Consider the following 24,037-nt stretch of genomic DNA (forward strand, 5'->3'; position numbering starts at 1 on the left):
AGTCCGACCACGGGTGCGGTGCGGGCGCGCTTCGCACGCGTGCGGTGTTCTTGGCTCGCGAGGAATGCGCCGGCGGCGCAGGGGGAAAAAGTCGGCGACCGCCGTGAGACCAGCCACTTCTGTCTAAGATCCCTTGAGCGCGGCTGCACCTGGCCCGCGGCCGATGCCGCGACATCGCACTGCGACGCTCGTGCCAGCCCGCTCAACGCACGGTCACGCGACCTTAGGGCCTTGGCTTGCGTGAAAGCCCGCTCCTCAAGGCTGGGCAAGGCGGGCTTTGAAGCCCTCGATCCAGGTGGCCACCATCACCGAGTACGGCGCTTCCGGTGCCGCCATAGCGCGCATCTCGCCGAGAATTTGGTCCTGCAACAGCTCGAGTCGCTGGACGGCCGCTTTGACATCCCGATCGGTCTTGCCCTCGAGCTTTTGGACGATGAGGCCGATCTCCACTGACATCATCTCAAGGAACTCCAGACGCCGCAGGAGCCGCGTGCGTTCCTGGATCAGGGCCAAGCGATTGAGGCCGAACACCTGAATAGAGACTGCGCCGCGCACGCTGGCGCCCGCCGCCGCGGCGACCAACGCCACCTCCTCGGGGTTCGACTGCGCGGCCGGCAGTTGGGGTGCCTCATCCCCATTGGACTTTGCCAGGACTAGGCCCACCGGAATGTGGGGCCCAGTGTGGAAGACGAGATGGTCCGCAGGCTCGTCGACGCAGGGGTCGAGGAGATACGCCGCCTCCGCGACGAGGTCGCCGTTCGGTCCCATCGCGCGGACGCCGCCAACCGGGAAGAGATCCTTCTTGCCCGTGAGGATCACACCGAGCGGTGAAGATTTGCGCGCCTGGCGATCGAGATGCTGCAGGCTCTGGCTGAACACCTTCGGCGTCGGCTGCTTGCGGCGGCGATTGCAGTCGATGCAGCTGGGCAGCAGGTTTTCCCAAGCCATCGCCAGCCACCAATAGCCGCGATGGGTCTTGTCCCCTTCGACGCGCCCCTTTGGTCGGAAGTGTTCCACGTCGACGGGCGCGGTCGAGGCGTAGACCGTTTCGCAATAGGCGCACTTGCCGTGAAAGAGGGCATCGAGCCGCGCCTTCACCTCGTCAGCCTTGTAGACCGCGAACTTGAACGCACCGGGCTTCACCCGCGCCCCACCGAAGTGGGCCTCGGCGCGCTGCAGTTCCGTTAGTCCCTTGTTCAGCGCGCTCAGGGCCTTGGGGGCGGGCGCCTGACCGCGAGGAACCCGACGCATCAGAGGGTCCTCAGGGCATCGAGGATCTTTCCGCGCGCCTTGGCTTCCAGCTTTCCGAGGTTCTCTGCGGACTGGCTGCGCCGGCCCACCAGATATTCCGCAACGGCATCCTGGATGATCCGCTCGACCGGCGACGAGCCGATCGGCAGGCCCCGCGCGACGATCAGCTCAAAGTCATGCAGAGCCTTGGCTTGATCGACGCTGAGATCCTCGTTCCGACGCTTCCGCGCCAACAGGTCCGCGATCTGGGAGAACTCTTGTTCCACCGCCGGCGATTCCGTTGAGAACAGGCTGAAGAAGTCAGAGGTCAGCAACTGCTCCACCGTCAGGCGGCTGACGACGGGCAGCCCCACCAGCTCCTCGACGAAGACTGGCAACTTGGTCTTCGGCGTCTCCTTGCCGGCGATGCGATGCAGGACCAGCACCTCGCCGTCGTTCATGCCGCGAAGGCACAGCGGATCATGGGTGGTGGCGATGAAGGTGACTTGCGGCAGAGCCGCGCGAAGTCCCGTCATGATCTGCATCTTCCACCGCGGGTGCAGGTGCGCTTCGATCTCGTCGATCAGGACCACGCCGCGGGCCGTCGTGAAGTTGTCGAAGTTCGGGTTGACCCGATCATCCATCAGGCCCTGCAGGATGTCGCACGCCATCGCCAGGATCGATCGGAAGCCGGAGGAGACCAGCGAGAGCGGGGTCTCTGTCTCGATCATCCCGCCGTCAGGCGCCTTGAGCTGGTGCACCACCACGCATCGGCTGCGGTCCCGTTGGGCCCGCAGGACATCTACCTCTCCGTCCACGGCGAAGATGCTCTGGAGCGTCCGCACGACCAGCTTGAACGGATCGGGCTCGAGGCTGAGGAGCCAAGCTTCCGGGTTCGACAGGAGTTCGTTGGTTCGGAAGAGGGTAATGATGGACTTCTCAGGACGATAGTTCCGCCGCGTGCTGAGATACTGGCGGAACGCGCCGTAGCCGAACACCGGCGGCAAGTCCGCTCGGCCGCTGGCGCGCATTCCGCGCGCGTCGATCTCCAGCCGCCGGACCTCGCCATCGTCGAAATCGAGGGTGACCTCCGCGCGCTCCTTTTGCGGGCTCCGATCGTCGCCCATCATGGCGGGATCGAGCCGCAGCCGCTCCTCGGTGACGGGCAAGGCTTTGCGCGCCTCCGGACCACTCAGCGCCAACGCGATGGCCTCCAGGATGGTGCTCTTGCAGGCCGCGTTTTCGCCAATGATCAGCAAAGCCGGCGCGGGCGCCTTCGGATCCTGCGGCGTGCTGGGGTCGCTCAGCTTCAGCGACAGCTGCTCAATGCCTTTGAAATTGGAGATGCTGACCGCGGTGAGCCGCGCCGTCGTGGTGCGAGGTACGGGTTGTTCGGTCGGCAGCGGCGGCCCCGCGCGATCATTTTCCTTTACACGCTCGAGCGCCGCCGAAAGGTCAGCACGCGCGGAAGGGCGACCCTGCCAGCGCATAAAGAAGGCGCCAATCTTCGCCACTGACGGGGGCGTCTCGTCTTCATCGCGCACCAGGGCGCGCGCCAAGCGGCGAAGCAGCAGGCTCCAAGCGCCACCGAATTCGAGGTCTGCGAACCCGAATACCTCGTCCGGTGTCGGCTCATGGCCACCGGACCGGGGCCCCAAAAGCTGGAGTAGCCTCTCCAAGTAGTCGTCGAAGGCGGCGCGCCGCTGCTCAACGCGCTCCGTCCGATTGAGCTTGAAGTGGTCGACCGTCGCCACGCCTCGCGGGCTGATACCGATCAGTTGGCCATTCACCTGCGGGTGCAGATGACTATGGAAGGCGCTCTGAGCGCAGGGATCGAGCAACAAGGCCGCTTCGCTGGGCGGGTAGTTCGCCCAATGCCCCGTGCTGTTGTCTACGTAGGCTTGAAGCTCGGGCAAGGTCGGGAGCCGAGCGCGCTTTCGCTGAACCGGGAAGAAGTCAGGATCCTCGGGGTGGCAGCCCTTGCAGATCGGGAAGAGGTTCTCCCAGGCGTCGGCGAGCCAGGTGTAATAGAGGTGCTCGGTTCCGAGCTTCTGCGCAGGACGGGCTTCCGCCGGCGGCCGAAAGCGGTAGACCGAGATCGAATCCTTCGCTTCGCAGAAGGCGCACTTGCCATGGAAGAGCGTCAGCAGGGCGGAGTGCACGGTCGCATGCGTCAGGACCCGTTCCGAAAGGATGCGGGTCTGGTCGCGACGCTCGACATTCGAGAAGAGCTCGAGCAGCGCAGCGCGGCGTGACTGAGCCTCCGGCTCCCGTAGGTACCCCGGCGGCGCCACAGTCGATCGGTGATACCTCAGCATGTGGACACCCCCCGCCGCCACAGTAGTCGCGGAGACCCCAGGTTGTGAACTGCAGAGCCGCACCTCGGCGCCGCCGAGAAGCGTGACTATAGTCAGAACATGTCGTCGGCGCCGATCACCGCCTCCCTGCTTTACGACCTGGCCCAGTGTCCGAGGCGGGTCGAACTCGACATGTTCCGCGACCCGACAGAGCGCGAACCGATCAGCGCGTTCGTCGAGATGTTGTGGCGTCGCGGCGCAGCCTGGGAGGCCGAGGTCCTAGCCGACGCTGGCGCGGACATCCTCGATCTCTCGGGCCTTGCGCCTGACGTTCGCGAGGCCCGCACACTCGAGGCGATGCAGGCGGGAGCGCCGCTCATCTATGGAGGCCGGATCACGGCGGGAGACCGGGTGGGCGTGCCCGATCTGCTCCGTCGCACCGGCGACGGCTATCTCCCCATCGACATCAAGTCGGGCCGTGGGGAAGAAGGCGGCGGCGACGAGGGCGATGGCAAGCCCAAGCTCCACTACGCCGTCCAGCTCGCCCTCTATGTGGACGTTCTGCAGACGCTGGGATTTGGGGCCGGCCTACGCGGCGCCATCTGGGACGTGCGGGGCGAAGAGGTCGACTATCTGCTCGACGCGCCGCGCGGCGCCCGCAACCCGAGCACCCTTTGGGACGCCTATCTCGAGCTGCTTGCCCAGGCGCGTGACATCGTTGCACGCCGAACAGTGACGCGACCGGCCGCCAACGCCGGGTGCAAACTCTGCCATTGGCGAGGTGTCTGTACTCGCGAGCTTGAAGCGGCAGGCGACCTAACCCTCATCCCAACGCTGGGCCGCGCGCTTCGCGACGAGGTCTCGGCGACGATCCCCAACTTGACCGCACTGGCCAGCGCCGACCTGACGCCCTTCATAACCGAGAGCCGTACGGTGTTTCGGGGCGTGGGCGCGGAGCGACTCCGGCTGTTTCAGCTCCGCGCGCGCCTGCTGTGCGATCCGAGCGCGAGGCCTTTGCTGCGCGTCCCCGTCGACCTGCCGACGCCGCGCGTGGATCTATTCTTCGACATCGAAGTCGATCCCCTCCGGGACTTCACCTACCTCCACGGCGTCCTTGTCCGCCGCGGCGGCGACAATAGCGCCGAGACGTTCCACGCCTTCTATGCGGATGAGGTCTCCCCCAAGGGCGAGCGCGACGCCTTCGCCCAGGCCTACGCTTGCCTGAGGGCGGAACCCGACGCGGTCATTTGGTACTACTCGAAGTACGAGCGGACCCTCTATCGCAAGCTCCAGAAGGCCTATCCGGACGTCTGCTCGCCCGACGACATCGAGCGTCTCTTCGATCCCGCTCGCGCCGTTGACCTCTACAACGACGTCGTCACCCGGGCCACGGAGTGGCCAACGCACGACCATTCCATCAAGACCCTGGCCAAGTACCTGGGCTTCCGCTGGCGCGACACCGATCCGTCGGGCGCCGCTTCCATCGAATGGTTTGATCGATGGACGCGCGAGCGCGATCCAGCCATCCGACAGCGCATCGTCGACTACAACGAGGACGACTGCCGCGCGACGCGAGTCCTGCTCGATGGCATTCGCCAGTTGGCCCCGCCAGCTGACACAGCAGCATGAACGATCAGGAAGACGATCTGCGCCGGGGCGTCGCCTTCCGCGGACGCCTAACGCACGGCGACTGGTCGATCCCCGTGCGGTTCCGCGCCACCATCGCCAAGGACGGCGAGGTGCGCCTGCGCGTGCGCACTCTCCCCCTGACAAAGGTCACCTTTGAGCTCAAGCGTCTCTGGCGCGGCGAGGGCGGAAAGTCCGCCTTCTTCACGCTGCAAGGCGCTTCCGACAGCGGGATGAGCTTCGCGTCAGACTTCATCATCGTCCGTGGGATTGGTGAACGGACGCCCCCCACCCGCGGCACGATTACGCCCAAGCTCAGCTGCTCAAGGGCGGACTTTCAGCAGGCGCGAGCGCGTGAGCCCCGCCCGATCCTTCAGTTCTTCCTGCGCGACTACGAGGCGTTTCGAGACGTCCGCGCCAACTGCCCGCTCGGCGAGGTGGTCATGGCGGGGACCTACCCCCTGAAGGCCTCGGGGGCCCTGTCAGGCGTGTTGCGCGTCACCGCCGATCGTCCGCCTACCGACACCGACGCGTGGGTCACGCAGGCGCGGGCGCTTTGCGATCACCTACGATCTGTCATGGGGTTCGCCAGTTCGGCGATGATCCGAGCGCCTGTGGAGCATCTCTGGCGAGACGAGATCTGGACCGCCACCGTCTACGACCAGTCGACCCACCCGCGGACCTACCCGCAGGTCTTTCATCCCATGAGCCTGCAGCCGATCTTCGACACGGCGGTCGCGTCCTTCTTCGATCCGCCACGCCCAGTGCGAAACCTGCCGCATGCCCTCGAGTGGTTCTGCATGGCGACGACCTACAACGAAACTCGCCTCCTGAACGTCATGACGGCGCTCGAGAACCTCGTGGAGTCCAACCTGCCGGACACGGACCGCCTCGCCTTGCCCGCCAAGCGCTTCAGCAAGGTCGCCAGCGACATGCGCGCCGCGGCGCGCGGGCGCCTGGCCCCGGATGGCGCTGAGCCGACGGCGACCGTCGCCGCCTTCCTGGAAGGGCTGCCCGCTAAAATGGCGGATCTCAATCGTCGGCCACTCCTGGACAAGATCCTGGCCCTCGCCGTGCGCTGGGACGTCCCGATGCTGGATTTAACTCGCCAGGACCTCGAGGCCGCGATCAAGGCGCGCAACAGCGTAGTTCACCGCGGCTACTATTACGATCCCGACGCGCCCCCGCCCGCCGAGCGCGATCTCTGGGATCATGTGATCTTTCTGCGCGAGCTCTTCATCCGCTTCGTGCTCGCGGGCCTGGGATTCCGCGGCGACTATCTCTCCTTCCGAGGCGGAGAGCACACGATGCGATTTCCACCCGAACTCCCAGCGGCCGGCGAACCGACGCTCGCGTCCCAGGCGCCCGACTAGACCGACGAGGATCCCGTACAGACTGTGGTGGTGAACGGTCAGGTCGTCGGCGATCGCAACGACCGCGGGTCCTGGCTGAAGTGCCGACCCACGCTGGTCCCGTTGGCCGAAGCCATCATCCATCAGGTTTGGTACCTCGACGGCGAACTCATGGGCGAAGTGACGGACTTCCGGGGTGACCACCGCCACCGGCGACCGGGCGGGCGCGGCCAATGCTGCCGAGCGCTACTTCGCCCGCTACCTCCAGCAGGAAGGCCTCCTCGCCCGCACGGTGCGCTACTACGCCAGCCTCCGCGACACCCCGACCGGGCGGCTAGCCACTCGACACTGCGCAAGGCCGCGTCGCGACCCTCGTGGCCGCCACTGGCCGCTCGATGGCGGCCCTGAACGAAGGGTTCGCCTCCTGGTGGCCGAAGGACGTTCAAGTCGGAACCGAGCCGCTACCCGAATCGGTCGGCGCCGCCTTCCGCGCCCCGGGCCGGCTGCCAGACCCTGTTCGACCCCCACGCGCGCCAGGTGCCGGTAAGACGCGCGCCTCCGCGCCCTGCGCCGCGACGCTGAGGGCCCCGCCATTTCTGGACTTTTCAGGCCGATCGCGCTAAAAGGCGGGTAAGTCGTCGAGAGACGGCAACGATATAAAGGCGACGCACCAGACGTAACCTCTTCGGCAAGCTGACAACAGCTAAGCCCGCGGAGCAAAAAGTCTCAACGCGCCGCCTCCCCCTTTCGTCGGCCGCCCGGGCGCCTCGGGCGGCCGATGTACTTTTCGGGCGCCTCCACGAACGTCAGATAGACCTTGAAGACGCGGTAGCGCAGGTGCTGCCAGGTCCGCTTCGTGAGCTTGCCGTCCACCATGCCGGGCCGGTCGCGGGTCACCGAATGCTCGGGATCTAGCGTGTCGATCATGGCGTGCAGCACGATGGCGTACTGCAGCAACTGCTGGCGACTGGCGGTGCCGTTCGCCCGCCGCAACAGGCTCGTCAACGGCTCGAGCCAGCGCCCCACATCGCCCTCAGGATCCGCCGCTGCGCGCATGAAGGCGACGTAGCGCAGGGTGCTGGGGCTATCATCGACGATCAGCGTCTCGCCGGCCGCGCGCTGCGAAATACGATCGATCAGCCGAACCTGACGCGCCTCCAGCGTGTCGAGGAAGATCTGCAGCCGGCGTCCCCGCTCGTCCTGCGAGATCGACACATAGAGCGCCTGCTGCCGCAGGATCTCGATCTGCGCCCAGAACCGCGCCACCAAGAAGGTGGTACTGGCAAAGTCCGGGTCTTGCAGGGGATTGCGAGGCAGTCGTGAGAAGCTGACGAAGTCCTCCTTGCCCAGGGACAGCAACTTCCCGACCAGTTCGTCGGCCGCCTTGAGCAAAGGATCAAGGTGCTCGTCGACGAACGACGTCGCAGCCGCAGTCTTGTCGTCGCGCCGGCGCGCCTCGACGTAGAAGATGTCCAGCACCTTCACGACGGCCCCGCCGCCCACGGCGGCGAGGATCACCTTCGCCCACTCGAGAAGACCTGCGTCCACCCCGTCGTCCCCACGCCCTGACCTAGAACAGCCGGCTGAGCGCGCAGGTCAACTAGGTCCCCGGATTGCCTGGTCTGACTGCGGCCCCGAAGGCGTCACTTACTCACGGCCCTCTTCCGTCGTTGCCGATCGCGAAACAGCGAAATCCTTCGGATAGTGCTGGGGATCTGTGACCCAACCGCCAGTACCGATCAGCAGGGGTACGACTGAGAGTTCCAAGCCACCGCTCTGACCCTCTGTGGCGCCTGAGAAGATGCCGAGACCGGACACCCGCCCTGACCTGAGGTTGATGGCCGCAGTGTCAGAGAACAGGTACATGGTCCGCAGCGCCATCTTAACCGTGATCACGCGGTCCCCGCGCTTCGCCCGAGCGCGGATTGAGCTGGTGGGGTGAGTCTTCCACATCCGAGGAACCTTGATACCGGCGCCCCGGATTGAGAGACGGAAACTGACGAGCCGACCAGCGTAACCGTCCGTCTCTTCCTCGCTCTCGCAGTCGTAGACATCTTCCAGCGGAAGTGCGCCGCGAGCCGCCGCCAATACCTGGCATGCTACCTGACACCAGAGGTCATAGTGGTGGAAGGTGGTCATGGCCTCCTGCGTGGACATCCCGAACGGATAGTACGGGTCCTCGGGGTGAGGGTGTTTGACGGGCAGGTAAGACGGGGCGTCCTCGCCATGAAAGAGCGACGTGAGAGCGACGTGGGTCGCCTCAGTCGTAGCGGGCGCAAGATTGTACCCCCAGATCTCGTCACGATCCTTCGGGTCCTGCTCGTCGATGAGGGCGTCCCTGATCCGCGCGACGGCCTGCCGCCGCTCACGCATCGACAGCGACATGAGCGCTTCGCGGATGCGCGGTGGGTTCTTGTAGACGCAGTAGTGGAAGGTGAAGCGCTCTCGCGACAGAGCCCAGATGTCTCGGGCGCAGGTGGCTTCCCACGTCGCCTTGTAATGTCGCACCTGGTCCGGCTGCAGCTTCTTCGTAAGGCCGATGACCATCGAGGCCATGTCGTGGTGAGTGAGACAGAGGGCCGCGATGTTCGCGGGGTCGTTGTTGTTCGGGTTGCCGTCGATGTGATGCAGCTGCACACGAGGCTGCTGGCAGACGCAGCACGCATGCCGATTGCCGACCAGCACGGCCGACTGCACCGCTTGAGGGATCGCCTTTCGCTGAGACCCAGGCATCCAATGATGCTCAGCTGATTCGCCTCCCCGACGCTGCCTGCCCTAGCCGACGGTCGCGATCTGAACCGAGCGCGGTCACGACGGCATCTTCACACCGCTTTACAGTTTGAATCTCGCGGCCGTTGCGGCCATCGCAAACCGGGTCCGAACCCCGTAGCCGCCACGTCAGTCCCGATAGTCACGCTCGCCGACCTGCTTGACCCGCTGCATGAGCTGGCCCGCGCCGTTCGTCAGCGGATCCCAGGCCGCGATCCATGCGTCAGCCCACGACAGCCAGGCCAGCATCTCCTCGTCGAGCCCGCCCTCGGCTTCGGCGCGCGCTCGCACCGTGACCATGAAGCGACGAACCCGCTGCACCTCTTCATCCCGTTGGGCGAGCTCCCGTAGCCGTCGCCATTGGTTGGCGTCACGCCGCCTCTGACTTTCAAGCTCAGCTCGACGGTGCTCCGCCTCTCGCCGTACGCGCTCTTCCTCACTGCGTCGCGCTTGTACAGCGGCGGCGGCCTGGCCGAGGTCCTCGATCCCCAGGACCACCTCGCCAAGTCGGAGTTCGAGCAACTGTTCGCCATCGTCATGCCAGGCTCCCTTCGTGCCGAAGGTGTCCTTCACGACCAGCTCGAGCTCCCCGTTCTCTTCTCGGATCTGCCGATATCGCCGTCGGCCGTTCCCGTACGTGGGGTCGGCCAGCTCCGCGGCCGTGAGCGGCTCACGCCGGTAAGTGACGCGGGGCAGGAGCGTAAAGTCCAGGCCCTGGCGGTCGATCCTAAGCTGCCCCTGGTAGCTTAGCCATTGATCCGCCTCGACCTTGTGACCGCGTTGCTCGAGGACCTTGAAGAGCGCGTCGAGGAGGAGCTGGCGGCGGCCGTTGATGAAGGCCTCTTGCTCACTGACCTCGCGCCCACCCAGGCGCCCCCAGGACTCTCGCATCCGGCGATCACCGTCGATCCAGGCTGCAATAAGGCGATGAGGCGATTTCAAACGCGTCGGGACGACGACGTGGAGCACCTCGCGCTGAGGCGCGGCGGGCGCTGCTTCTTCGAGCGGAGGATCCTGTGGCGTGTCCTTCGCGGGCGGAGCCTTCCGCGCCTTCCGGATGGCCATGGCCGCGGTCATGGCAGGCGTCGCGCCGCGGATCAGGATCTGCTCGAGCCGGCCATCCTTGACCGGCTTGAGCTTGGGACGGCGGAAGACCTTGCCGCTGGCGACCGCAGCCCAGTAGCCCCGCCGAGGCACTGGGATCAGGTGGCGGTCACAGGTCTTCCGGAGAGCCGTGGACGTGACGCCCAGCTCAGCCGCGACCTTGGTGAGCGGTCGATCCCATGCCGCCTCGAACAGCTCCTGGCGCGTCAGCGTGCGCAATAGGTCCTGCCTCCGCCCTGCCGCTACCACCGCGGCTCAGGCTGGAAGGCGGCTTCGGCCAGCGCCTTGTTGGCGTCGCGCCGGTACTGGTAGACGCCGATCTCCTTGCCCTCCTGGTCCTCGACAGAGGCAATCCGGAGCAGCCTCCAGCGCTTGTCCTTGGTCGGCGACAGTCGATAGGCCCGCCCGTTCGTGCGGCAGTAGACGTCGGGCGACTTCCCCAACGGGGTCCACTTGCAATCCGCACCTGACAGGAAGCGCTGCTCCAGCTTGAGCCGGCTCTCCTCGACCTGCCGACGCCACTCCGCCTGTTGCTCCATGCGGAGCCGTTCGCTCTCCTCTTCCGCGAATTCCTGGATGGCGCCCACGATGGCCGGCAACTCCGTCCCGAGCGCCTTCTCCTTCTCGTAGAGCGCCAAGCACCCCGCCTTCAGCGCTTCCTTCGGGTAGGGCGAATAGTCCTCCTCGAGGTAGGCGCGCAGGCGCTGGGCCACGTCCGTGTTGGTAAGCGGCGGCCCGTCCATCTCGTTCAGGAAGTCGCGGAGGTCCCCGGTCGGGATCCAACACGTCGCCGCGGCCCTCAGGAGATCCTCGCGAGGCCCAGTCCAACGTCGCCACATGGTGTTGGGCCCATCGACGGCGCGCATGATCCGCTGCGCCAGGACGTCCAGCGAATAGGGATCCTTGATGTGCTGGATCGAGGGGCTCCGCGTGTACTCGAAGAGCAGGCTCCGGACCTCGTTCAGGCGCTTGTCGGTCGACATCCGGACGATCTCCCGGTCAGCAGCTGGGGTTCCGGCCCAGGTCGACCACCGCCGAGCCACAACCCACCTGAAGGGCGATGGTTTCTATGCCGGGACCCACATTCATAGGGATATGTGCCTTGGACATGGATCTCGATACCATCTCAACTACCAACCTTATCGACTTAGCCGGTGACGCAGAGCGGTCGCCTGGGCCCCCACATGGGGTTCGCGCTACCGCCGGGCCGGGACGTTGTTCGGACTGGCCTCACGGAGCCTCAGCAGGACCCAGAAGGGCGACGACCCCACCAGCCCACCCAAAAGCATCCTGCCGAGGCTCTCGTCCGCCATGCCAGTCACAACGAGATAGATCCCCAGGGGAACAAGCAGGAGCGGGTAGACGATAAGGTGCAGCATCCGCTCTGATGGCCTCAGGGACGAAGGTCGCTTGAAGGTTACAAACCGTCCCCCGATCCGGAGCCCGCCGCCCCCTCCCGCCACCCACCGAGCAATTAGGTAGAGCCCCAAGGCAATCGCTGGCGGGACAAGCCAGTTGGAAATCAGGTCGCCCTCATCCCACTGTTGCAGATAGATGCCGGCGAGGGTGTGGCTGCTGCTGGTCCGGTAGAAGACGAACACGGTCCACAAACCCAAGCCTGCGATCAGAAGGCGACGTCCCCGGGTCAGCATCGGAGAAGGGATGGCCTTGGCCCCGTGCGGGTTGAAGGGCGAGCTGGGGCCGGACACCCACGCGTTCAGCTCACCTCGCACGCTTGCGCTTGCACCGGGCCGGCCCTCCTTCAATGCAGCGCTCAGCAATTGCCACCTCCGATGCTCGTCGTGCTGTTTTGGTCCAGTCCCGGGGTTGGCGGCCGCGGCCGCGGAAATCTCGGCGAATTTGTCCAGGAGCGACTGGAGCGCTTCATCGGGGAGCTTGGACAGGGCCGCCACGGCCTCCTCACCTGAAAGGAATGGCCCTCCAACAGGACCTTGCCGATCCGCCATGTTGCTGACGCCTTCGCCCATTCCGACCCCGGAAAAATGACACGATTAGGGGACAGCATCTAGATGTCAGGTTTCGCCAACTCCGCGTATGGAACTGCCGGAGATTCTTGGGCGGAACGTGCGCGAGGCTCGGCACCGCGCCGGCATGTCCCAGGAACAGCTCGCGTTCGAAGCAGACATGAAGCGCAGCTACGTCAGCGATCTTGAGCGCGGCACCCGGAACCCGAGCGTGAAAGCGATAGCCCGGCTCGCCGCGGCGTTGAACGTGAGCCCATCGGAGTTGCTTCGCGAATAGTCGGCCGGTTCTGCACGCTTGGGATCCGCCTGCGTCACCTGGAGCTCCCGACGACGGCAGCTTGTTTCGCGAAAGCCCCGCTCGCGCGCGCGCCCGCGCGACCTGTCTGAAAACTAGCGGCGCTTTCGTCGCAACCAACGCCGCCAGGCGAAATTCTTCAGTGAATCCTCGCGCGCGCGTGCGCGTGCGCGTGCGCGTGCAGGTCTCAAAACTTCGCCCCGGGTCGAGTTGCAACAAACGCGATTACCGCACGCGCTTCCACCGCGTCGCCCACCGGTTCCGCGAGGTGTAGCTCACGATGTCGCGGATCGTGCGCTTGCTCACCCCGAACTCCCTGGCCAGGAGCCGGTAGCCGATGCGCGGGCCAGTGCCCTCGACCCCCGCCTCGTAGATGTCCCTGATCTGCTCCACCTGGGCGTCGCTGAGCTTGGCCCGCCCATGGTACTCGCCGATCCGCTGGGTGCCCTCCTCGTTGAACGCCACGAAGCGTCTCACCGGGTGTGGGTGGCCCACCTGGGCGCGCCCGCCAGGGGTCCCCTTCTGGCCCCCGCTTATCCGCCTATCCGCCTGAGTCCCCATTGTTGTCCCCTGGGCCATATTTCTTTCATTCCCCCTCCCCAGTCTATTTCTGGAGAGTAGGTGGATGAGGTGGATAGAGTTCTGTTTTCCATAGGCTTTTCGCCAGTCTTGAGGTGGCTAGAGGTGGTTGCCTTGGTGGATAGCTTGCGCATCACGACCCCCGCCTCGCATCGACCCAGACCTTCTGATTGCGACCGCCTACCCACTTCTGGACGCGCACCATTTCCAAGGCGGATAGGACCGCCGCGATACGCATTTGGTCGGCCTTCCGGATCTTCGAGCGCTCCATTCCGCAGCACTCGACGAGCACGTCTTCAGTCCGCAGCTTGCCGCTCGCGCGCGGCGTCAGGTGACCGTCGCCGTGGACGTCCTCGTCTAGCCACTTGGCAATCTGGTCGTGCCAGGGATCGGTGTACTCGTAGCTGGCTCGCTCAGCCTTTGCGAGCTGCTCTACCTCGAGCTCGATGCCCTCGGCCCAGTAGCGGTCCCGCGCCTCGGCCCAGAGCTGATGGAGATCGCGCTGGATCGCCCCCGTGGCGATAGGGCTGTTGATCATGACTGGTAGCCAGCGCCGCAGGCCCATGTGGGCCTGAAGAAAGTCCTGCTCGTTGGTGGTGCCATAGAAGAGAAGGCGACGCTTTAGCTTGGTGTTCGCCTCCTTGAACTTCGGGTTCCACTCCTCTTCCTGGCGCGTGATCCAAGCCAGGATGGCCTGGCCGTCACGGGCGGTTATCCCGCGCAGCTCGGCCAGCTCACCGACCAGCTTCCCCCGCATCTTGCGGGCCAGTTCCTTGTCATCCTCGTGGAAGCTGAATTCGCCGAAGTACTCAGAACTGGGGGATAGCAGGCGCACCGCGGTCGACTTGCGAACGCCCTCTGGCCCGACAAGCACTGGAATCATGTCGACCTTGCAGCCTGGATCGAGCACCCGCGCTGCCTGGGCGGTCCAGGTGTAGAGCCCGAGCGCCCTTGTGTAGGGCGTGTCGTCGGTCTGCATGTAATCGGGCCAGAACCGCTCGATCCGCTCGACCCCATCCCAGTCGGGCAAGCTCCGCAGCCACTCGTTGGCGCTGTCGAAGCGACGCTCACGGGCGATCTTGGTGAGGGCGTCGCGCATTAGCTCGCGACCGATCTTTTCCTTGAAACCCAGATCCTCCAGCCGGATGCGCAGTTCGACTGCGTCGCTGTCGTCGAAGGGCTGAAGCGAACCCCCGTCCCACCCAACGAGCAGATCGCCCCTAAACTCGTCATAGACCAGCACTGCACCGCAGGCTTGCGGCGCCAGCAGCGCCGCCCTGATGTTCTTCAGGTTCGTCTCTATGCGGCCCTTGTCGTCGCGGTCGAACCCAGGCAGGGGCGACCCCATCGCCTTGCGCTCGGCCTTCAGCTCCTTCGACTTAGCCGAGGCCCCAGGAGCGAGCTTCTCGTAGGCGGCGAGCGCCAGGTCGTCCTTGGTCAGGTCCTCGAAGCTCTCGGCCTTGGCGGGCCTGTACGCGACCGCCTGGAGGAAGTCGGCGTCGGTGTGCTCCGCGCACCCAGCATGGCGACAGGCGAAGTGACCGTTCCGGTACTTCCCGGTCCCGGCCAGCATCCAGGCCGTCTCCGTCTCGCCGTTGTCGCTGGAGTGGTTCTCCTTCCAGGGGCAGTCGATGTAGAGCATCCCCTTGTGGATGCCGTAGGTGTCCCACGTCTCGATCAGGTGCTCGGCGACCGGATCGTCAACGTCCAGGTCCTCGGGCAGGGTCGGATCGCGCCTGGAGCTGCGGCGGTCGCGGCCCTCCCGGGCGAACTCGGCGACCACCGCATCCCAGGCCCGCTCGAAGTCGGCGGCCGAGATCACCGGGAACTCGGAGGGGAGGCCGTCGTCCCACTGGTAGCTCTCGCCCTTGGGGTGGGTGCCGACCGCGACGAATTGTTGTCCGTCCGCAAGGAACTCGACGATCCATCGTTTAGTGACCTCCCGACCCTTCTCCCGGTCCCACTCTCGCCATTCCTTGACGGCGAAGGAGCGCTTCTCCAGGTCCCCCTCGACGATAAACGCGAGCAGCTCGTTGCCACTGTCGGCCCGCCAACGGCGGGGCAAGCTGTCGCGCCCCAGCTCCTGTAGGAAGCCGCGCCTAATCTTGCGGGCTAGGTTGGCGTCCTCCACGTCGATGTCGAAGCCGCGCACGCGCCGGGTCTGGATGCAGATGCCGAAGTCGGGCTCCTCGGCCCAGGCCTCGATGTTGCGGACGGTCGCCTCGTGATCCGTCCACTCCTTGAACCCGATCACCTCGCGCTTGTGATTCAGCACCGAGGGCGTCTTCCCTACGCCCTTCATCTTCGAGTGCGGCGACAGCGGGAGGTTGGGGTTGCTCACCACCGGCAGGAGATCGCGCTTCGCCAGGCGCTTGAAATGCGCCCAGACTTTAGGTGTCGCCCCAAAGCGCTTGGGCTCCGACATCTCTGCGGCCTTAGTCCAGGCTCTCGAGCAGGGCCGCGACCTGATCGGTGGACACGAGGGTGCGCCGCCCGAGCTTCTTGATGCGGATGCGGCCCGCCGCGACGAGGGTGTAGAATGAGCTCTTGCCGATTGCGCAGGTGCGGCAGAACTCGGCCACGGAAAGGACTGCTTTGGGAAAGGGGTCCTCACGCTCTTCAAACATGTGCGTATCTCCAATTGGCTCCGCCCGGAATCCGGCGGGCGTCAGTGGTGATTCACACAGGCGTGACCATCGCTACACCGGCTTTAGTTTTCGATTTTCGGAGTGCCTCCGCGGCGTCGATCACGGTGCCTGGCAGGATGCGCAGCCTCCCTCGCGTCGCCTTCCTCACGACAAGCGAGAGCCAGTCTGCGAAATATACCCGCTTATCGACTGGGTCTTCAGCCAAGACGCCCTTGCCTGTCAGATCGAACCAGACGCTCTCTAAGTCTCGGATCAGTTCGATCAGATATTGGTCGCGAACGTCAGGTTCGTGCGGATCGCGAACAGGCGCGTCGTTGGAAATCTGCTTGGCCAGGTACCGCCGCTTTGAGTCAGGCCCCCACTTCCTGGACTCTACGGCAGCAAGCGCTCTGCATCTCCCAACGTCGTTTACCCCCAACGGTCTCCTTGACTTCAGGGTTCGCACAAATTGGGGGAGCCCGCGCGCCTTCACCAAGCCTAGCTCGGCCTCAAACTGGACGAGAACGTGGTTGGCGAAATCAGCCGTCGAGGGATCCCGCAGAAAGAGGGGATCGGTGGCCGCAACTAGGCGCTCCCGCCACTTTGCGTTCTTGGGAGAAGCGGCCAAGCGCCGTGCGGCAACTGCGATCTTCCGAAGGCGCCGTTGCTGTTCCGTCGCCGTGACATAGGGGGTACGAACTCTCTTTTCGCCATAGCGCTCTAGTGCGGCCCGCACCGCGTCTTTAGCGGTGTCGAGTAACTCTGGCGTAAGCTTATGCCGCAGGCGCTTTGAGCGTCGCAGGCACGCTTCGAAGAGGACAACGCGAAGGCGAAGCCCGCCGGCGATCCAGCCGCGCTGAGGTAGCTTACCCTGTGTCACTCAGGTCTCGCTGCCTCCGCGCGGCGGCGATCCAGGTAATCAGCCCACCACTTCATCATGTCTCGGCGGCCTGGAAGCCATTCCGCGGCATTGTAGATCGACCGAACAGAGCCTTCTGCGTGAGCGAGCTGCATCTCGATCCAGTCACGGTTGTAGTTCTGCTCGTTGAGCACGGTGGAAGCGGTCTTGCGGAAGCCATGAACGGTCGCTCTGCCGTGGTAGCCCATGCGGTAGAGCGCATAGAGCATCGTGTTCTCCGAAATGACCTTCGAGCGCGTCGGGGCAGGGAATACTTGATCGAACCGTCCGCTGATTTTGCGAAGCTTCTTGAGCACCGCGACCGCCTGAGGAGCGAGCGGGACAAGGTGGGCGCGGCGCATCTTCATCCTCTCTGGGGGGATGCGCCACAGCGGCTCGTCGCCATCCAGTCCTTCGAATTCCGCCCACGCAGCGAACCGGAGCTCTGCGGTACGGACGAACGTCAGCAGCACCAACTCCAAAGCGAGCCGCGTCAGCTCATCGCCTTCGTATGCATCGAGCCGATGCAGGAAGTCGGGAAGCTCCGACGCCGCCAGCGCTGAGCGGCTCTTGACCTCCTTGGCCGGCTTCAGTGCTCCCCGGAGATCGAAGGTCGGATCCCGCGGACACCTTGAGGTGGCGACGCCGTATCGGAAAATCGCGCTGGCCATCTGCATGATGCGCTTGGCCATCTCCACGGCGTCGCGCTTCTCGACCTTGCGGATGACATCCAGGACTTCGATCGGCTCGATCGACGCAATCGGCCGCGCCCCAAGTTCTGGCAGGAGATCCGCATCCAGCCTGCTACGCAGCCGATCGGCGTAGGACTTGGCCCAGGTGTCTTTCCGCAGCTCAAACCATTCGTCCGCGACCGCCCGAAACGTATGCCCCTCAGCGACCCGCTTTCGGCGCTTCTCCATCTTTCGTTCGTGGCCGGGGTCCTTGCCATCCTTGAGGAGCTTCTTGGCCTGGAAGCGGGCCTCCCGAGCATCGGCCAATGTGACGAAGGGATAGGAGCCCAGCGCCAGGAGCTTTTGCTTGCCGCCGAAGCGGTAGGCGAGGCGCCAAAGCATCGATCCCGTGGTCGTCACGAGGATATGGAGGCCTTCCGAGTCGCTAAGTTTGTACGGCTTGGCCGCCGGCTTCAGGGTTCTGAGCTTTGCATCCGTCAGAGGCATCTGGTTGGTATCCCGAAATCGGCGTTGGTATGACCTAAACTCGTACCACCAATTTTCGAGGATGCGGCCACGCCCGCCGACATCCGCTGGGGCTTGGATAGGCAATTCTCTGAAGAGATTCAATGGTCGTCCGGGCCTCAGAGGAGGTCAGCGGAGGAGCGCTGGTGGGCCCGGCAGGACTCGAACCTGCAACCAGACCGTTATGAGCGGCCGGCTCTAACCATTGAGCTACAGGCCCATAGCTCGCGCGGACCGTCGCGTTACCATGGGCTGCACGCGGCTTAAAGCTTGCGTTCAGGTGGGAATTGCCACGGTTGGCTTCCCCCTTGGACTGGAGACGATCCATGAAGACCCTGATGCGCGCCGCCGGCCTCGGCCTGGTGCTGGCCGCTTCCGCCGCCGCCCCCGCGGCCTTGGCTCAGGCGGCCCCGCCGGCCGCCGACACCATGTTCCGCGCCACGACACTCAACCTCTCGGCCTATGGCGAGGCGAAGGTGGCGCCGGACATGGCCACCATCACCCTGGGCGTAATGACCGAGGGCAAGACGGCGGCCGAGGCCATGCAGGCCAACGCCACGCGGATGAACGCCGTCGTCGCCAGCCTGCGCAAGGCCGGGATCGCCGACAAGGACATCCAGACCTCGAACCTCAACCTCAACCCGCAATACAAGTACCAGGAGAACCAGCCGCCGCTGCTGGTCGGCTACCAGGCCTCGAACAACGTCACGGTGACGGTGAACGACCTCAAGAAGCTGGGCCCGGCTGTCGACGCCACCGTCAACGCCGGCGCCAACCAGGTGCAGGGGATCAGCTTCGGTCTCCAGGACTCGACCGCCGCCGAGAACGCCGCGCGCGAGGCCGCGGTGAAGGCGTTGGCCGCCAAGGCCGATCTCTATGCCCGGGCGACCGGCTACAAGATCGCGCGTTTGGTCAGCCTCAGTGAGGGCGGCGGCTATGCGCCTCCGCCGCCCGTGCCAATGATGGCCTACGCCGCCAAGCGTGGCGCAGAGATGGACGCAGGAACCTCGGTTTCGGGCGGCGAGCTCAAGGTCCGCATCGACATCAGCGGCCTGTACGAACTGGCACGCTAGACGGCGAGACGGGACGCCGGCCCGCCGGCGTCCCTATGGCTTGCTGACCTTGGCCCTGCGGAACGCGCCGTCCAGGCGCTCGGCCATCATGCGGCCGGGAAAGGCGCGGTCGCCCTCCATCATCGCGGCGTAGACCAGGTTCGTGCCCTGGATCGGCCCGGCCGCCCAGCCCACGCCGCGCGAGGCGTCGGCCAGGGTGTTGCAGGAGAGCTGCCGCGCCCGGCGGTCCTTCGCCGTCTCGTCCAGCAGGTCGGCGATCTTGCGCGTTCCTGGCCCGTCGCAGGCGGGGAACGTCTTCGCGCAGGTGGTGGCCGAGTTGTAGCGATAAAGCCGCTTGCCGGAGTCGGCCTCGGCGATGAGCACACAGGTGTTGGGATCGCCCACGGCCTTGGAGATCGCCGCGTCCAGTTCGTCGCGGTCCACGCCGGGCGGCGCGGTGGGAGAACAGGCGGCGAGGCCGAGGGCGGCCACGAGGGCCGCCGCGACCTCAGGCGGCCTTCTTGATCTCGTTGGCGTCGTCCAGCAGGACCACGGTCGGCGCATAGTTGCGGGCTTCCTCGGCGGGCAGCATCCCATAGGTCACGACGATGACCTTGTCGCCCTTTTGCACCAGCCGGGCGGCCGCGCCATTGACGCCGATCACCTTGGAGCCGCGCGGCGCCTCGATGGCGTAGGTGGTGAAGCGCGCGCCGTTGGTGATGTTCAGGACGTCCACCTGCTCGTGCGGCAGGATGCCCGAGGCGTCCAGCAGGTCGCGGTCGATGGCGATGGAGCCTTCGTAGTCGAGGTCGGCCTGGGTCACCGTGGCGCGGTGCAGCTTGGCCTTCATCAGCGTGAGCAACATGGGCGGTGTCGCGTCCTTGCAGCCTTCGCCCCCTGTCGGAGCAGCGGCGCGCATATACGCACGACGCGAACCACGTTCAATGCGGCATCGCAGCGTGCCTCCCGTTGCGGCGCCCGGCGAAGCAGGCCCTTACAACGTAAGGAATGTCGCCGGTCAGGCGCGCGCACCCTGCGCCGGCCTTCGCGGCCGCAGCACGATCAGCTTGCGTGCCGCCTGAGGAATTCGGTCATCTCGTCCAGCACCGGCGCCCGCCCCCGCAGCGGCCGAGACAGCGCCAGGACCATCCGCACGTGGTCGACGCCTGGATAGTGCCGCTCGTCCACCTCGACGCCCGCCTCGCGCAGCGCGCGGGCCAGCGCGACTGTATTCTTGGGCCAGACCATCTGATCGTCGTCGCCCGTAGCCAGGAAGGCCGGCGGCGAGGCCTTGGTCACATAGGCCATCGGCTGGGTGCCTGGCAGGTCGGGCGTCCCGCCGAAGATCCGCTCGGTGATCTCGCTGCGGATGGGCAGGAAGTCGTAGGGTCCGGAGAGACCGGCCACGGCCTTCACATGCGCGGGATCGACGCCGGCGGCGCGGAGGTATCGGCCGTCCAGGCCCAGCATCACCGCGTTGTAGGCGCCGGCGGAGTGGCCCAGGAGGACGATGCGGCCGGGATCGCCGCCGAAGCGCGCGGCGTTCTCGCTGGCCCATCGCACGGCCTTGGCGCCGTCCTCCAGGAAGCCTGGATAGCGGACCTCGGGATAGATCCGGTAGTCGGCGATCACGGTGACGAAGCCGCGCGAGGCCAGCGCGCGGCCCACCCAGCCGTAATCCTGCCGCCGGCCCGAGTCCCAGGAGCCCCCGTAGAAGAAGACCGCCACCGGCGCCTGCGTCCGTCCGCCCCGCGGCGCATAGACGTCGAGCCGCTGCCGGGGTCCTGCGCCGTAGGCTTCGTCGCGGGCGACCAGCAGGGCCGGGTCCTTGGGCGACAGCGTCGCAAACAGGCTGAGCGGCGAGCAGGCAGCCGTCAGGGCGGCGACAGCGCCGGCCAGGGTCAGGCGCAGGGTCAGGCGCGTTGTCGCGGCGAATGGCGGCATGGGCTCCCCGATACGAACGCGGGGACCGGCGCGCAACTCTCGTCGGCCCCCGCCGTCTCTACGGACGATTCCGTGACGGGGATGCAGGCGCCGGGCGGCCGCAGCGCCGCAGGTTTTCCATTCGCATCCGCCGGCGGTGGCTTGACGCCGGCCTTGTCCCCGAGGCGGTATGTGAGTGAACAACGATAAGGGAGGCGACCATGGACGGCGCTCAGGCCCCGACGGGCTTCAATCGCGAGATGCTGGCCGGCCTGGCGCCAGCGCTGAAGGGGCTCGTCGACCAGGGGCTGCTCTCGGGCATGGTCACCCTGGTCTGGCGCAAGGGCGAGGTCGTCCAGGTGGACACCGTGGGCCAGCGCGACATCGAGGCCGGCCTGCCGATGGAGCGGGACACCATGTTCCGCATCGCCTCGATGACCAAGCCGATCACTACGCTGGCGGCGCTGATGCTGGTCGAAGAGGGCAAGCTCAAGCTCAGCGACCCGATCACCAAGTGGCTGCCGCACTTCAAGGACATGAGCGTCCTGACCGACGCCACCGGCTCACTGGACTCCACCGTCCCCGCCCGGCGGGAGATCACGGTCGAGGACCTGATGACCCACCGCGCGGGCCTGGCGTACGGCTTCACCTCGATGGGCCCGATCGCCCATGCGCACGAGGAGAAGCTGGGCTCGCCGCTCGGTCACCCCCATTCGCCCGACGAGTGGATGACTCGCCTGGGGGCCCTGCCCCTCAGCTATCAGCCGGGCGAACGCTTTCACTACAGCCATGCCACCGAGGTGCTGGGCTTCCTGGTCGCCGCCATCGAGGGCAAGCCGCTGGGACAGGTGCTGAAGGAGCGGATCTTCGACCCGCTGGGCATGAAGGACACCGGCTTCTGGACACCGCACGACAAGCGCGGCCGCTTGGCGAAGCTGTACCAGGCGCAGCCCGAAGGCGGCCTAAAGGACGTTTCGTGGTCCGATCCCGAGACTCCCAGCGCCTTCGAGGCCGGCGGTGGCGGCCTCATCTCCACGGCGGACGACTACCTGAAGTTCGCACGCCTGATGCTGGGCCGCGGCGAGGTCGACGGCGTGCGGTTGGTGAAGCCCGAGACCATCGACCTGATGACCTCCAACCGGCTCACCGAGGAACAGCGCAGCCATGCGTTCCTTGGCATGCCCTACTGGCTGTCCCAAGGCTTCGGCCTCGGGACCTCGATGATCATGGATGCCGAGAAGCACCAGTGGATGGGAGCCGGCGGCGAGGGCTCGTTCGGCTGGCCCGGCGCCTTCGGCACCTGGTGGCAGGCCGACCCGGTGAACGACATGATCCTGATCTACCTGATCCAGGACTCCATGCCGCTGGGCCCCGAGGCGGTGACGGCGATGCAAGGCCAGCGCCCGACCGGCCGCATCGGCTGCCCGATGTTCCAGAAGATCGTCTACGGCGCGCTGGGCTGAGGCCGCCGCGCCTAGCGGGGATTCCGCGGGGCGACACAGATCGGCTTGCCGGCCACGGTGTCGCCCACCAGGGATCCGTCGCGCGCCGCCGTGCGCCGGGCGATGTTGAGCGCCTTGCCTTCGGGCGGCGGCGTCTGCCCCTTGGCGCAGACCGAGGCCTCTACCCGCTGGCCGCCAATCGGGCATGTGCAGATGTCCTCGCGCGGGTCCAGGCGGCTGGCCGGGACCCGGCACACGGGCGGGACGGACTGGCCGCCCACGTCGATGCACTGGATGGTCTTGGTGGGCGGGTTCTCGCCAATGGGCTGGGCCGGGGCCGGGCCGGCCAGGGCGGCAAGCACCAGCGGGACCAGGATGTTGCAACGCATGGGGGCGCTCCTTTCGCAGGCAGGATAGCGCGGTTGGGGGCCAGAGGCCTTCACCTCCGGCCGGCTTCGTCGCAAGTTCGTCGCATGGCCTGGACCAAATCGCCGAAGAGCCTCGTGGACCTGTTCGAGATCAGCCTTCCCGAGACGCCGGGCCTGGAGCGCCGCAAGATGTTCGGCTACCCGGTCGCCTTCGTGAACGGCCACATGTGCGCCGGGCTCTTCCAGGACAGCGCGTTCATCCGCCCGCCGCCGACCGTGCGGGCCGAATTGGAGGTCGAGGGCGTCCGCCCGTTCGAGCCCATGCCCGGCCGCCCGATGCGCGACTACCTCACCCTGCCCGAGACGGTGATGGAGGACGAGGACCGGTTCGGCGCGCTTCTCGCCGCCGCGTGCGCCTTCACCGCCAGCCTGGCGCCCAGGCCGCCCAAGCCCCGGAAAAACAGCGGTCGTTCACCACGTTCCTGAGCGCGGCCTTAACTGCGCCGGGCGCAGCGTGCTGGCATGGACCCGATCTCCACCGCCCGCTACGGCCTGATGGCGGCGAGCCGCCGCTTCGAGACGTCCGCGACCAACGTCGCGCGCATGGGCGTGGAGGGCGAACCGGACGTCGACCTCGCGCAGGAGACGGTGGGCATGATCCAGGCCAAGACCGCCTTCTCGGCCAACTTGAGCGTCATCGGCTTCGCCCAGGACATGTGGGACTCGCTGCTGAAGATCCAGAGCCGCTAATCTTCCAGGTCGACACTGCCCGAACGAAAAAGGGGAGCCTCGCGGCTCCCCTTTCCGTATCCGGCGTGCGCCGGGACTACTTCTTCTCGGTCGGATCGGCGCCGTCCTGCGGCGCGCCGGTGCCCGACGAGCCCATGAACAGTTTCTTGCCGTCCGGGAACGTCACGTCGCGGCCGTTGGCCTTGCAGGCCGGCTTGCAGAGCTTGTCCTTCGACTGGTAGCCGCGGACGATGATCTCGGTGCCGGCCGGCAGCGAGGCCTTCGTGATCCCCGAACGCATCAGGGTGTTGGGCGTCCCGCCCTCGACCATCCAGGCCGTGGTCTGGCCCTTGGAGTCCACGACGTTCATGTGGACCCAGGCGTGCGGGTTGATCCACTCGACGCGGGTCACCTTGCCGCGCAGCAGCACCGGCGCCTTGCCGTCGAACTCCGCAGCGAAGGCGTGGTGCGCCCAGGCCGCGCCGCCGGCGGCGGCCACGCTGAGGACCGCCCCGATGGCCCCCGCAACGATCAGCTTCTTCTTGTCCATCTCGCGCCTCCAACG

At 66.2% G+C, this 24,037-nt stretch carries 24 protein-coding genes and 1 tRNA gene; 7 read left to right on the forward strand and 18 right to left on the reverse strand.

What is annotated here, in order from left to right; translation table 11 throughout:
• Positions 1 to 255: 255 nt before the first annotated feature.
• Together Q0L11_RS08280 and Q0L11_RS08285 are read right to left on the reverse strand one after the other, a co-directional pair.
• A complete protein-coding gene (locus Q0L11_RS08280; protein WP_296596612.1) occupies positions 256 to 1,251 on the reverse strand; it encodes an HNH endonuclease in 996 nt (331 codons plus the stop codon).
• On the reverse strand, positions 1,251 to 3,548 hold the full coding sequence (locus Q0L11_RS08285; protein WP_296596613.1) for an AAA family ATPase: 2,298 nt from the start codon (positions 3,546 to 3,548) through the stop codon (positions 1,251 to 1,253). Before Q0L11_RS08285 ends, Q0L11_RS08280 begins: the two co-directional genes overlap by 1 nt.
• Positions 3,549 to 3,647: 99 nt before the next feature.
• On the opposite strand from Q0L11_RS08285, the gene Q0L11_RS08290 reads away from it, so the two are divergent.
• Together Q0L11_RS08290 and Q0L11_RS08295 are read left to right on the forward strand one after the other, a co-directional pair.
• Entirely contained in the window at positions 3,648 to 5,156 is a 1,509-nt protein-coding gene (locus Q0L11_RS08290) for a TM0106 family RecB-like putative nuclease (protein WP_296596615.1), read from the forward strand.
• Between the two features lie 110 nt (positions 5,157 to 5,266).
• Positions 5,267 to 6,526 carry a hypothetical protein gene (locus Q0L11_RS08295; RefSeq protein WP_296596616.1) on the forward strand — a complete coding sequence of 420 codons (1,260 nt, stop codon included), beginning with the start codon at positions 5,267 to 5,269 and terminating at the stop codon, positions 6,524 to 6,526.
• A 705-nt stretch (positions 6,527 to 7,231) separates the two neighbouring features.
• Here Q0L11_RS08295 and Q0L11_RS08300 read toward each other — a convergent pair.
• The 5 genes from Q0L11_RS08300 to Q0L11_RS08320 form a co-directional block, all read right to left on the reverse strand.
• The gene (locus Q0L11_RS08300) at positions 7,232 to 8,023 is read right to left on the reverse strand and encodes a hypothetical protein (RefSeq protein ID WP_296596617.1); all 792 of its coding nucleotides are present in this window, start codon (positions 8,021 to 8,023) and stop codon (positions 7,232 to 7,234) included.
• Positions 8,024 to 8,152: 129 nt separating this feature from the next.
• Positions 8,153 to 9,202, reverse strand: coding sequence for a hypothetical protein (locus tag Q0L11_RS08305; protein ID WP_296596618.1), 1,050 nt, complete (start codon positions 9,200 to 9,202; stop codon positions 8,153 to 8,155).
• Between the two features lie 201 nt (positions 9,203 to 9,403).
• Positions 9,404 to 10,597 (reverse strand): hypothetical protein, encoded by a 1,194-nt coding sequence (locus tag Q0L11_RS08310; RefSeq protein ID WP_296596620.1) that lies wholly within the window; start codon positions 10,595 to 10,597, stop codon positions 9,404 to 9,406.
• A gap of 23 nt (positions 10,598 to 10,620) precedes the next feature.
• Positions 10,621 to 11,361 (reverse strand): hypothetical protein, encoded by a 741-nt coding sequence (locus Q0L11_RS08315; RefSeq protein ID WP_296596623.1) that lies wholly within the window; start codon positions 11,359 to 11,361, stop codon positions 10,621 to 10,623.
• A gap of 213 nt (positions 11,362 to 11,574) precedes the next feature.
• Positions 11,575 to 12,291, reverse strand: a complete 717-nt coding sequence (locus Q0L11_RS08320) for a hypothetical protein (RefSeq protein ID WP_296596624.1) — start codon at positions 12,289 to 12,291, stop codon at positions 11,575 to 11,577.
• Positions 12,292 to 12,433: 142 nt separating this feature from the next.
• Between Q0L11_RS08320 and Q0L11_RS08325 the strand changes: the two genes are divergently transcribed.
• A complete protein-coding gene (locus Q0L11_RS08325; RefSeq protein WP_296596625.1) occupies positions 12,434 to 12,640 on the forward strand; it encodes a helix-turn-helix transcriptional regulator in 207 nt (68 codons plus the stop codon).
• A 243-nt stretch (positions 12,641 to 12,883) separates the two neighbouring features.
• Here the strand turns inward: Q0L11_RS08325 and Q0L11_RS08330 are convergent, their stop codons facing one another.
• From Q0L11_RS08330 to Q0L11_RS08355, 6 genes are all read right to left on the reverse strand, one after another.
• A complete protein-coding gene (locus tag Q0L11_RS08330) occupies positions 12,884 to 13,123 on the reverse strand; it encodes a hypothetical protein (protein ID WP_296596627.1) in 240 nt (79 codons plus the stop codon).
• Between the two features lie 247 nt (positions 13,124 to 13,370).
• The gene (locus tag Q0L11_RS08335; protein WP_296596628.1) at positions 13,371 to 15,662 is read right to left on the reverse strand and encodes a VapE domain-containing protein; all 2,292 of its coding nucleotides are present in this window, start codon (positions 15,660 to 15,662) and stop codon (positions 13,371 to 13,373) included.
• 10 nt (positions 15,663 to 15,672) lie between these two features.
• Positions 15,673 to 15,864 (reverse strand): helix-turn-helix domain-containing protein, encoded by a 192-nt coding sequence (locus Q0L11_RS08340; RefSeq protein WP_296596630.1) that lies wholly within the window; start codon positions 15,862 to 15,864, stop codon positions 15,673 to 15,675.
• A 52-nt stretch (positions 15,865 to 15,916) separates the two neighbouring features.
• On the reverse strand, positions 15,917 to 16,744 hold the full coding sequence (locus Q0L11_RS08345; RefSeq protein ID WP_296596631.1) for a hypothetical protein: 828 nt from the start codon (positions 16,742 to 16,744) through the stop codon (positions 15,917 to 15,919).
• Entirely contained in the window at positions 16,741 to 17,940 is a 1,200-nt protein-coding gene (locus Q0L11_RS08350) for an integrase arm-type DNA-binding domain-containing protein (RefSeq protein ID WP_296596632.1), read from the reverse strand. Before Q0L11_RS08350 ends, Q0L11_RS08345 begins: the two co-directional genes overlap by 4 nt.
• A gap of 162 nt (positions 17,941 to 18,102) precedes the next feature.
• Positions 18,103 to 18,178, reverse strand: a tRNA-Ile gene (locus Q0L11_RS08355).
• Positions 18,179 to 18,284: 106 nt separating this feature from the next.
• Here Q0L11_RS08355 and Q0L11_RS08360 point away from each other — a divergent pair.
• Complete coding sequence (locus Q0L11_RS08360) at positions 18,285 to 19,031, forward strand: SIMPL domain-containing protein (RefSeq protein WP_296596633.1); 747 nt, start codon at positions 18,285 to 18,287, stop codon at positions 19,029 to 19,031.
• Positions 19,032 to 19,064: 33 nt separating this feature from the next.
• Here Q0L11_RS08360 and Q0L11_RS08365 read toward each other — a convergent pair whose 3' ends face one another.
• The 3 genes from Q0L11_RS08365 to Q0L11_RS08375 form a co-directional block, all read right to left on the reverse strand.
• Positions 19,065 to 19,502: a hypothetical protein gene (locus Q0L11_RS08365; protein ID WP_296596634.1), complete on the reverse strand. Its 438-nt coding sequence runs from the start codon at positions 19,500 to 19,502 to the stop codon at positions 19,065 to 19,067.
• A gap of 16 nt (positions 19,503 to 19,518) precedes the next feature.
• On the reverse strand, positions 19,519 to 19,875 hold the full coding sequence (gene panD, locus Q0L11_RS08370) for an aspartate 1-decarboxylase (protein ID WP_068874269.1): 357 nt from the start codon (positions 19,873 to 19,875) through the stop codon (positions 19,519 to 19,521).
• A 197-nt stretch (positions 19,876 to 20,072) separates the two neighbouring features.
• Entirely contained in the window at positions 20,073 to 20,954 is an 882-nt protein-coding gene (locus Q0L11_RS08375; protein ID WP_296596635.1) for an alpha/beta hydrolase, read from the reverse strand.
• 200 nt (positions 20,955 to 21,154) lie between these two features.
• Here Q0L11_RS08375 and Q0L11_RS08380 point away from each other — a divergent pair, with 200 nt between their 5' ends.
• Positions 21,155 to 22,396, forward strand: coding sequence for a serine hydrolase (locus tag Q0L11_RS08380; RefSeq protein ID WP_296596636.1), 1,242 nt, complete (start codon positions 21,155 to 21,157; stop codon positions 22,394 to 22,396).
• 11 nt (positions 22,397 to 22,407) lie between these two features.
• Here the strand turns inward: Q0L11_RS08380 and Q0L11_RS08385 are convergent, their stop codons facing one another.
• Complete coding sequence (locus Q0L11_RS08385) at positions 22,408 to 22,764, reverse strand: hypothetical protein (RefSeq protein WP_296596637.1); 357 nt, start codon at positions 22,762 to 22,764, stop codon at positions 22,408 to 22,410.
• Positions 22,765 to 22,848: 84 nt separating this feature from the next.
• Between Q0L11_RS08385 and Q0L11_RS08390 the strand changes: the two genes are divergently transcribed.
• Positions 22,849 to 23,229 (forward strand): TfoX/Sxy family protein, encoded by a 381-nt coding sequence (locus Q0L11_RS08390; RefSeq protein ID WP_296596638.1) that lies wholly within the window; start codon positions 22,849 to 22,851, stop codon positions 23,227 to 23,229.
• A gap of 36 nt (positions 23,230 to 23,265) precedes the next feature.
• Positions 23,266 to 23,493 (forward strand): flagellar basal body rod C-terminal domain-containing protein, encoded by a 228-nt coding sequence (locus Q0L11_RS08395; protein WP_296596639.1) that lies wholly within the window; start codon positions 23,266 to 23,268, stop codon positions 23,491 to 23,493.
• A gap of 76 nt (positions 23,494 to 23,569) precedes the next feature.
• Here Q0L11_RS08395 and Q0L11_RS08400 read toward each other — a convergent pair.
• Positions 23,570 to 24,037, reverse strand: a 468-nt coding sequence (locus Q0L11_RS08400) for a DUF6152 family protein (protein ID WP_296596640.1), incomplete at its 5' end; no start/stop codon positions are given.

Origin of the sequence: Phenylobacterium sp., assembly GCF_024508875.1 — a bacterium.
Lineage (GTDB): Bacteria > Pseudomonadota > Alphaproteobacteria > Caulobacterales > Caulobacteraceae > Phenylobacterium.

What these genes read in the sequence shown, in the direction of transcription:
- Q0L11_RS08280 (WP_296596612.1), bottom strand. Translation starts at nt 1,251, where the DNA reads ATGCGTCGGGTTCCTCGCGGTCAGGCGCCCGCCCCCAAGGCCCTGAGC.
- Q0L11_RS08285 (WP_296596613.1), bottom strand. Translation starts at nt 3,548, where the DNA reads ATGCTGAGGTATCACCGATCGACTGTGGCGCCGCCGGGGTACCTACGG.
- Q0L11_RS08290 (WP_296596615.1), top strand. Translation starts at nt 3,648, where the DNA reads ATGTCGTCGGCGCCGATCACCGCCTCCCTGCTTTACGACCTGGCCCAG.
- Q0L11_RS08315 (WP_296596623.1), bottom strand. Translation starts at nt 11,361, where the DNA reads ATGTCGACCGACAAGCGCCTGAACGAGGTCCGGAGCCTGCTCTTCGAG.
- Q0L11_RS08325 (WP_296596625.1), top strand. Translation starts at nt 12,434, where the DNA reads ATGGAACTGCCGGAGATTCTTGGGCGGAACGTGCGCGAGGCTCGGCAC.
- Q0L11_RS08335 (WP_296596628.1), bottom strand. Translation starts at nt 15,662, where the DNA reads ATGTCGGAGCCCAAGCGCTTTGGGGCGACACCTAAAGTCTGGGCGCAT.
- Q0L11_RS08340 (WP_296596630.1), bottom strand. Translation starts at nt 15,864, where the DNA reads ATGTTTGAAGAGCGTGAGGACCCCTTTCCCAAAGCAGTCCTTTCCGTG.
- Q0L11_RS08350 (WP_296596632.1), bottom strand. Translation starts at nt 17,940, where the DNA reads ATGCCTCTGACGGATGCAAAGCTCAGAACCCTGAAGCCGGCGGCCAAG.
- Q0L11_RS08360 (WP_296596633.1), top strand. Translation starts at nt 18,285, where the DNA reads ATGAAGACCCTGATGCGCGCCGCCGGCCTCGGCCTGGTGCTGGCCGCT.
- panD (WP_068874269.1), bottom strand. Translation starts at nt 19,875, where the DNA reads ATGTTGCTCACGCTGATGAAGGCCAAGCTGCACCGCGCCACGGTGACC.
- Q0L11_RS08375 (WP_296596635.1), bottom strand. Translation starts at nt 20,954, where the DNA reads ATGCCGCCATTCGCCGCGACAACGCGCCTGACCCTGCGCCTGACCCTG.
- Q0L11_RS08380 (WP_296596636.1), top strand. Translation starts at nt 21,155, where the DNA reads ATGGACGGCGCTCAGGCCCCGACGGGCTTCAATCGCGAGATGCTGGCC.
- Q0L11_RS08385 (WP_296596637.1), bottom strand. Translation starts at nt 22,764, where the DNA reads ATGCGTTGCAACATCCTGGTCCCGCTGGTGCTTGCCGCCCTGGCCGGC.
- Q0L11_RS08390 (WP_296596638.1), top strand. Translation starts at nt 22,849, where the DNA reads ATGGCCTGGACCAAATCGCCGAAGAGCCTCGTGGACCTGTTCGAGATC.
- Q0L11_RS08395 (WP_296596639.1), top strand. Translation starts at nt 23,266, where the DNA reads ATGGACCCGATCTCCACCGCCCGCTACGGCCTGATGGCGGCGAGCCGC.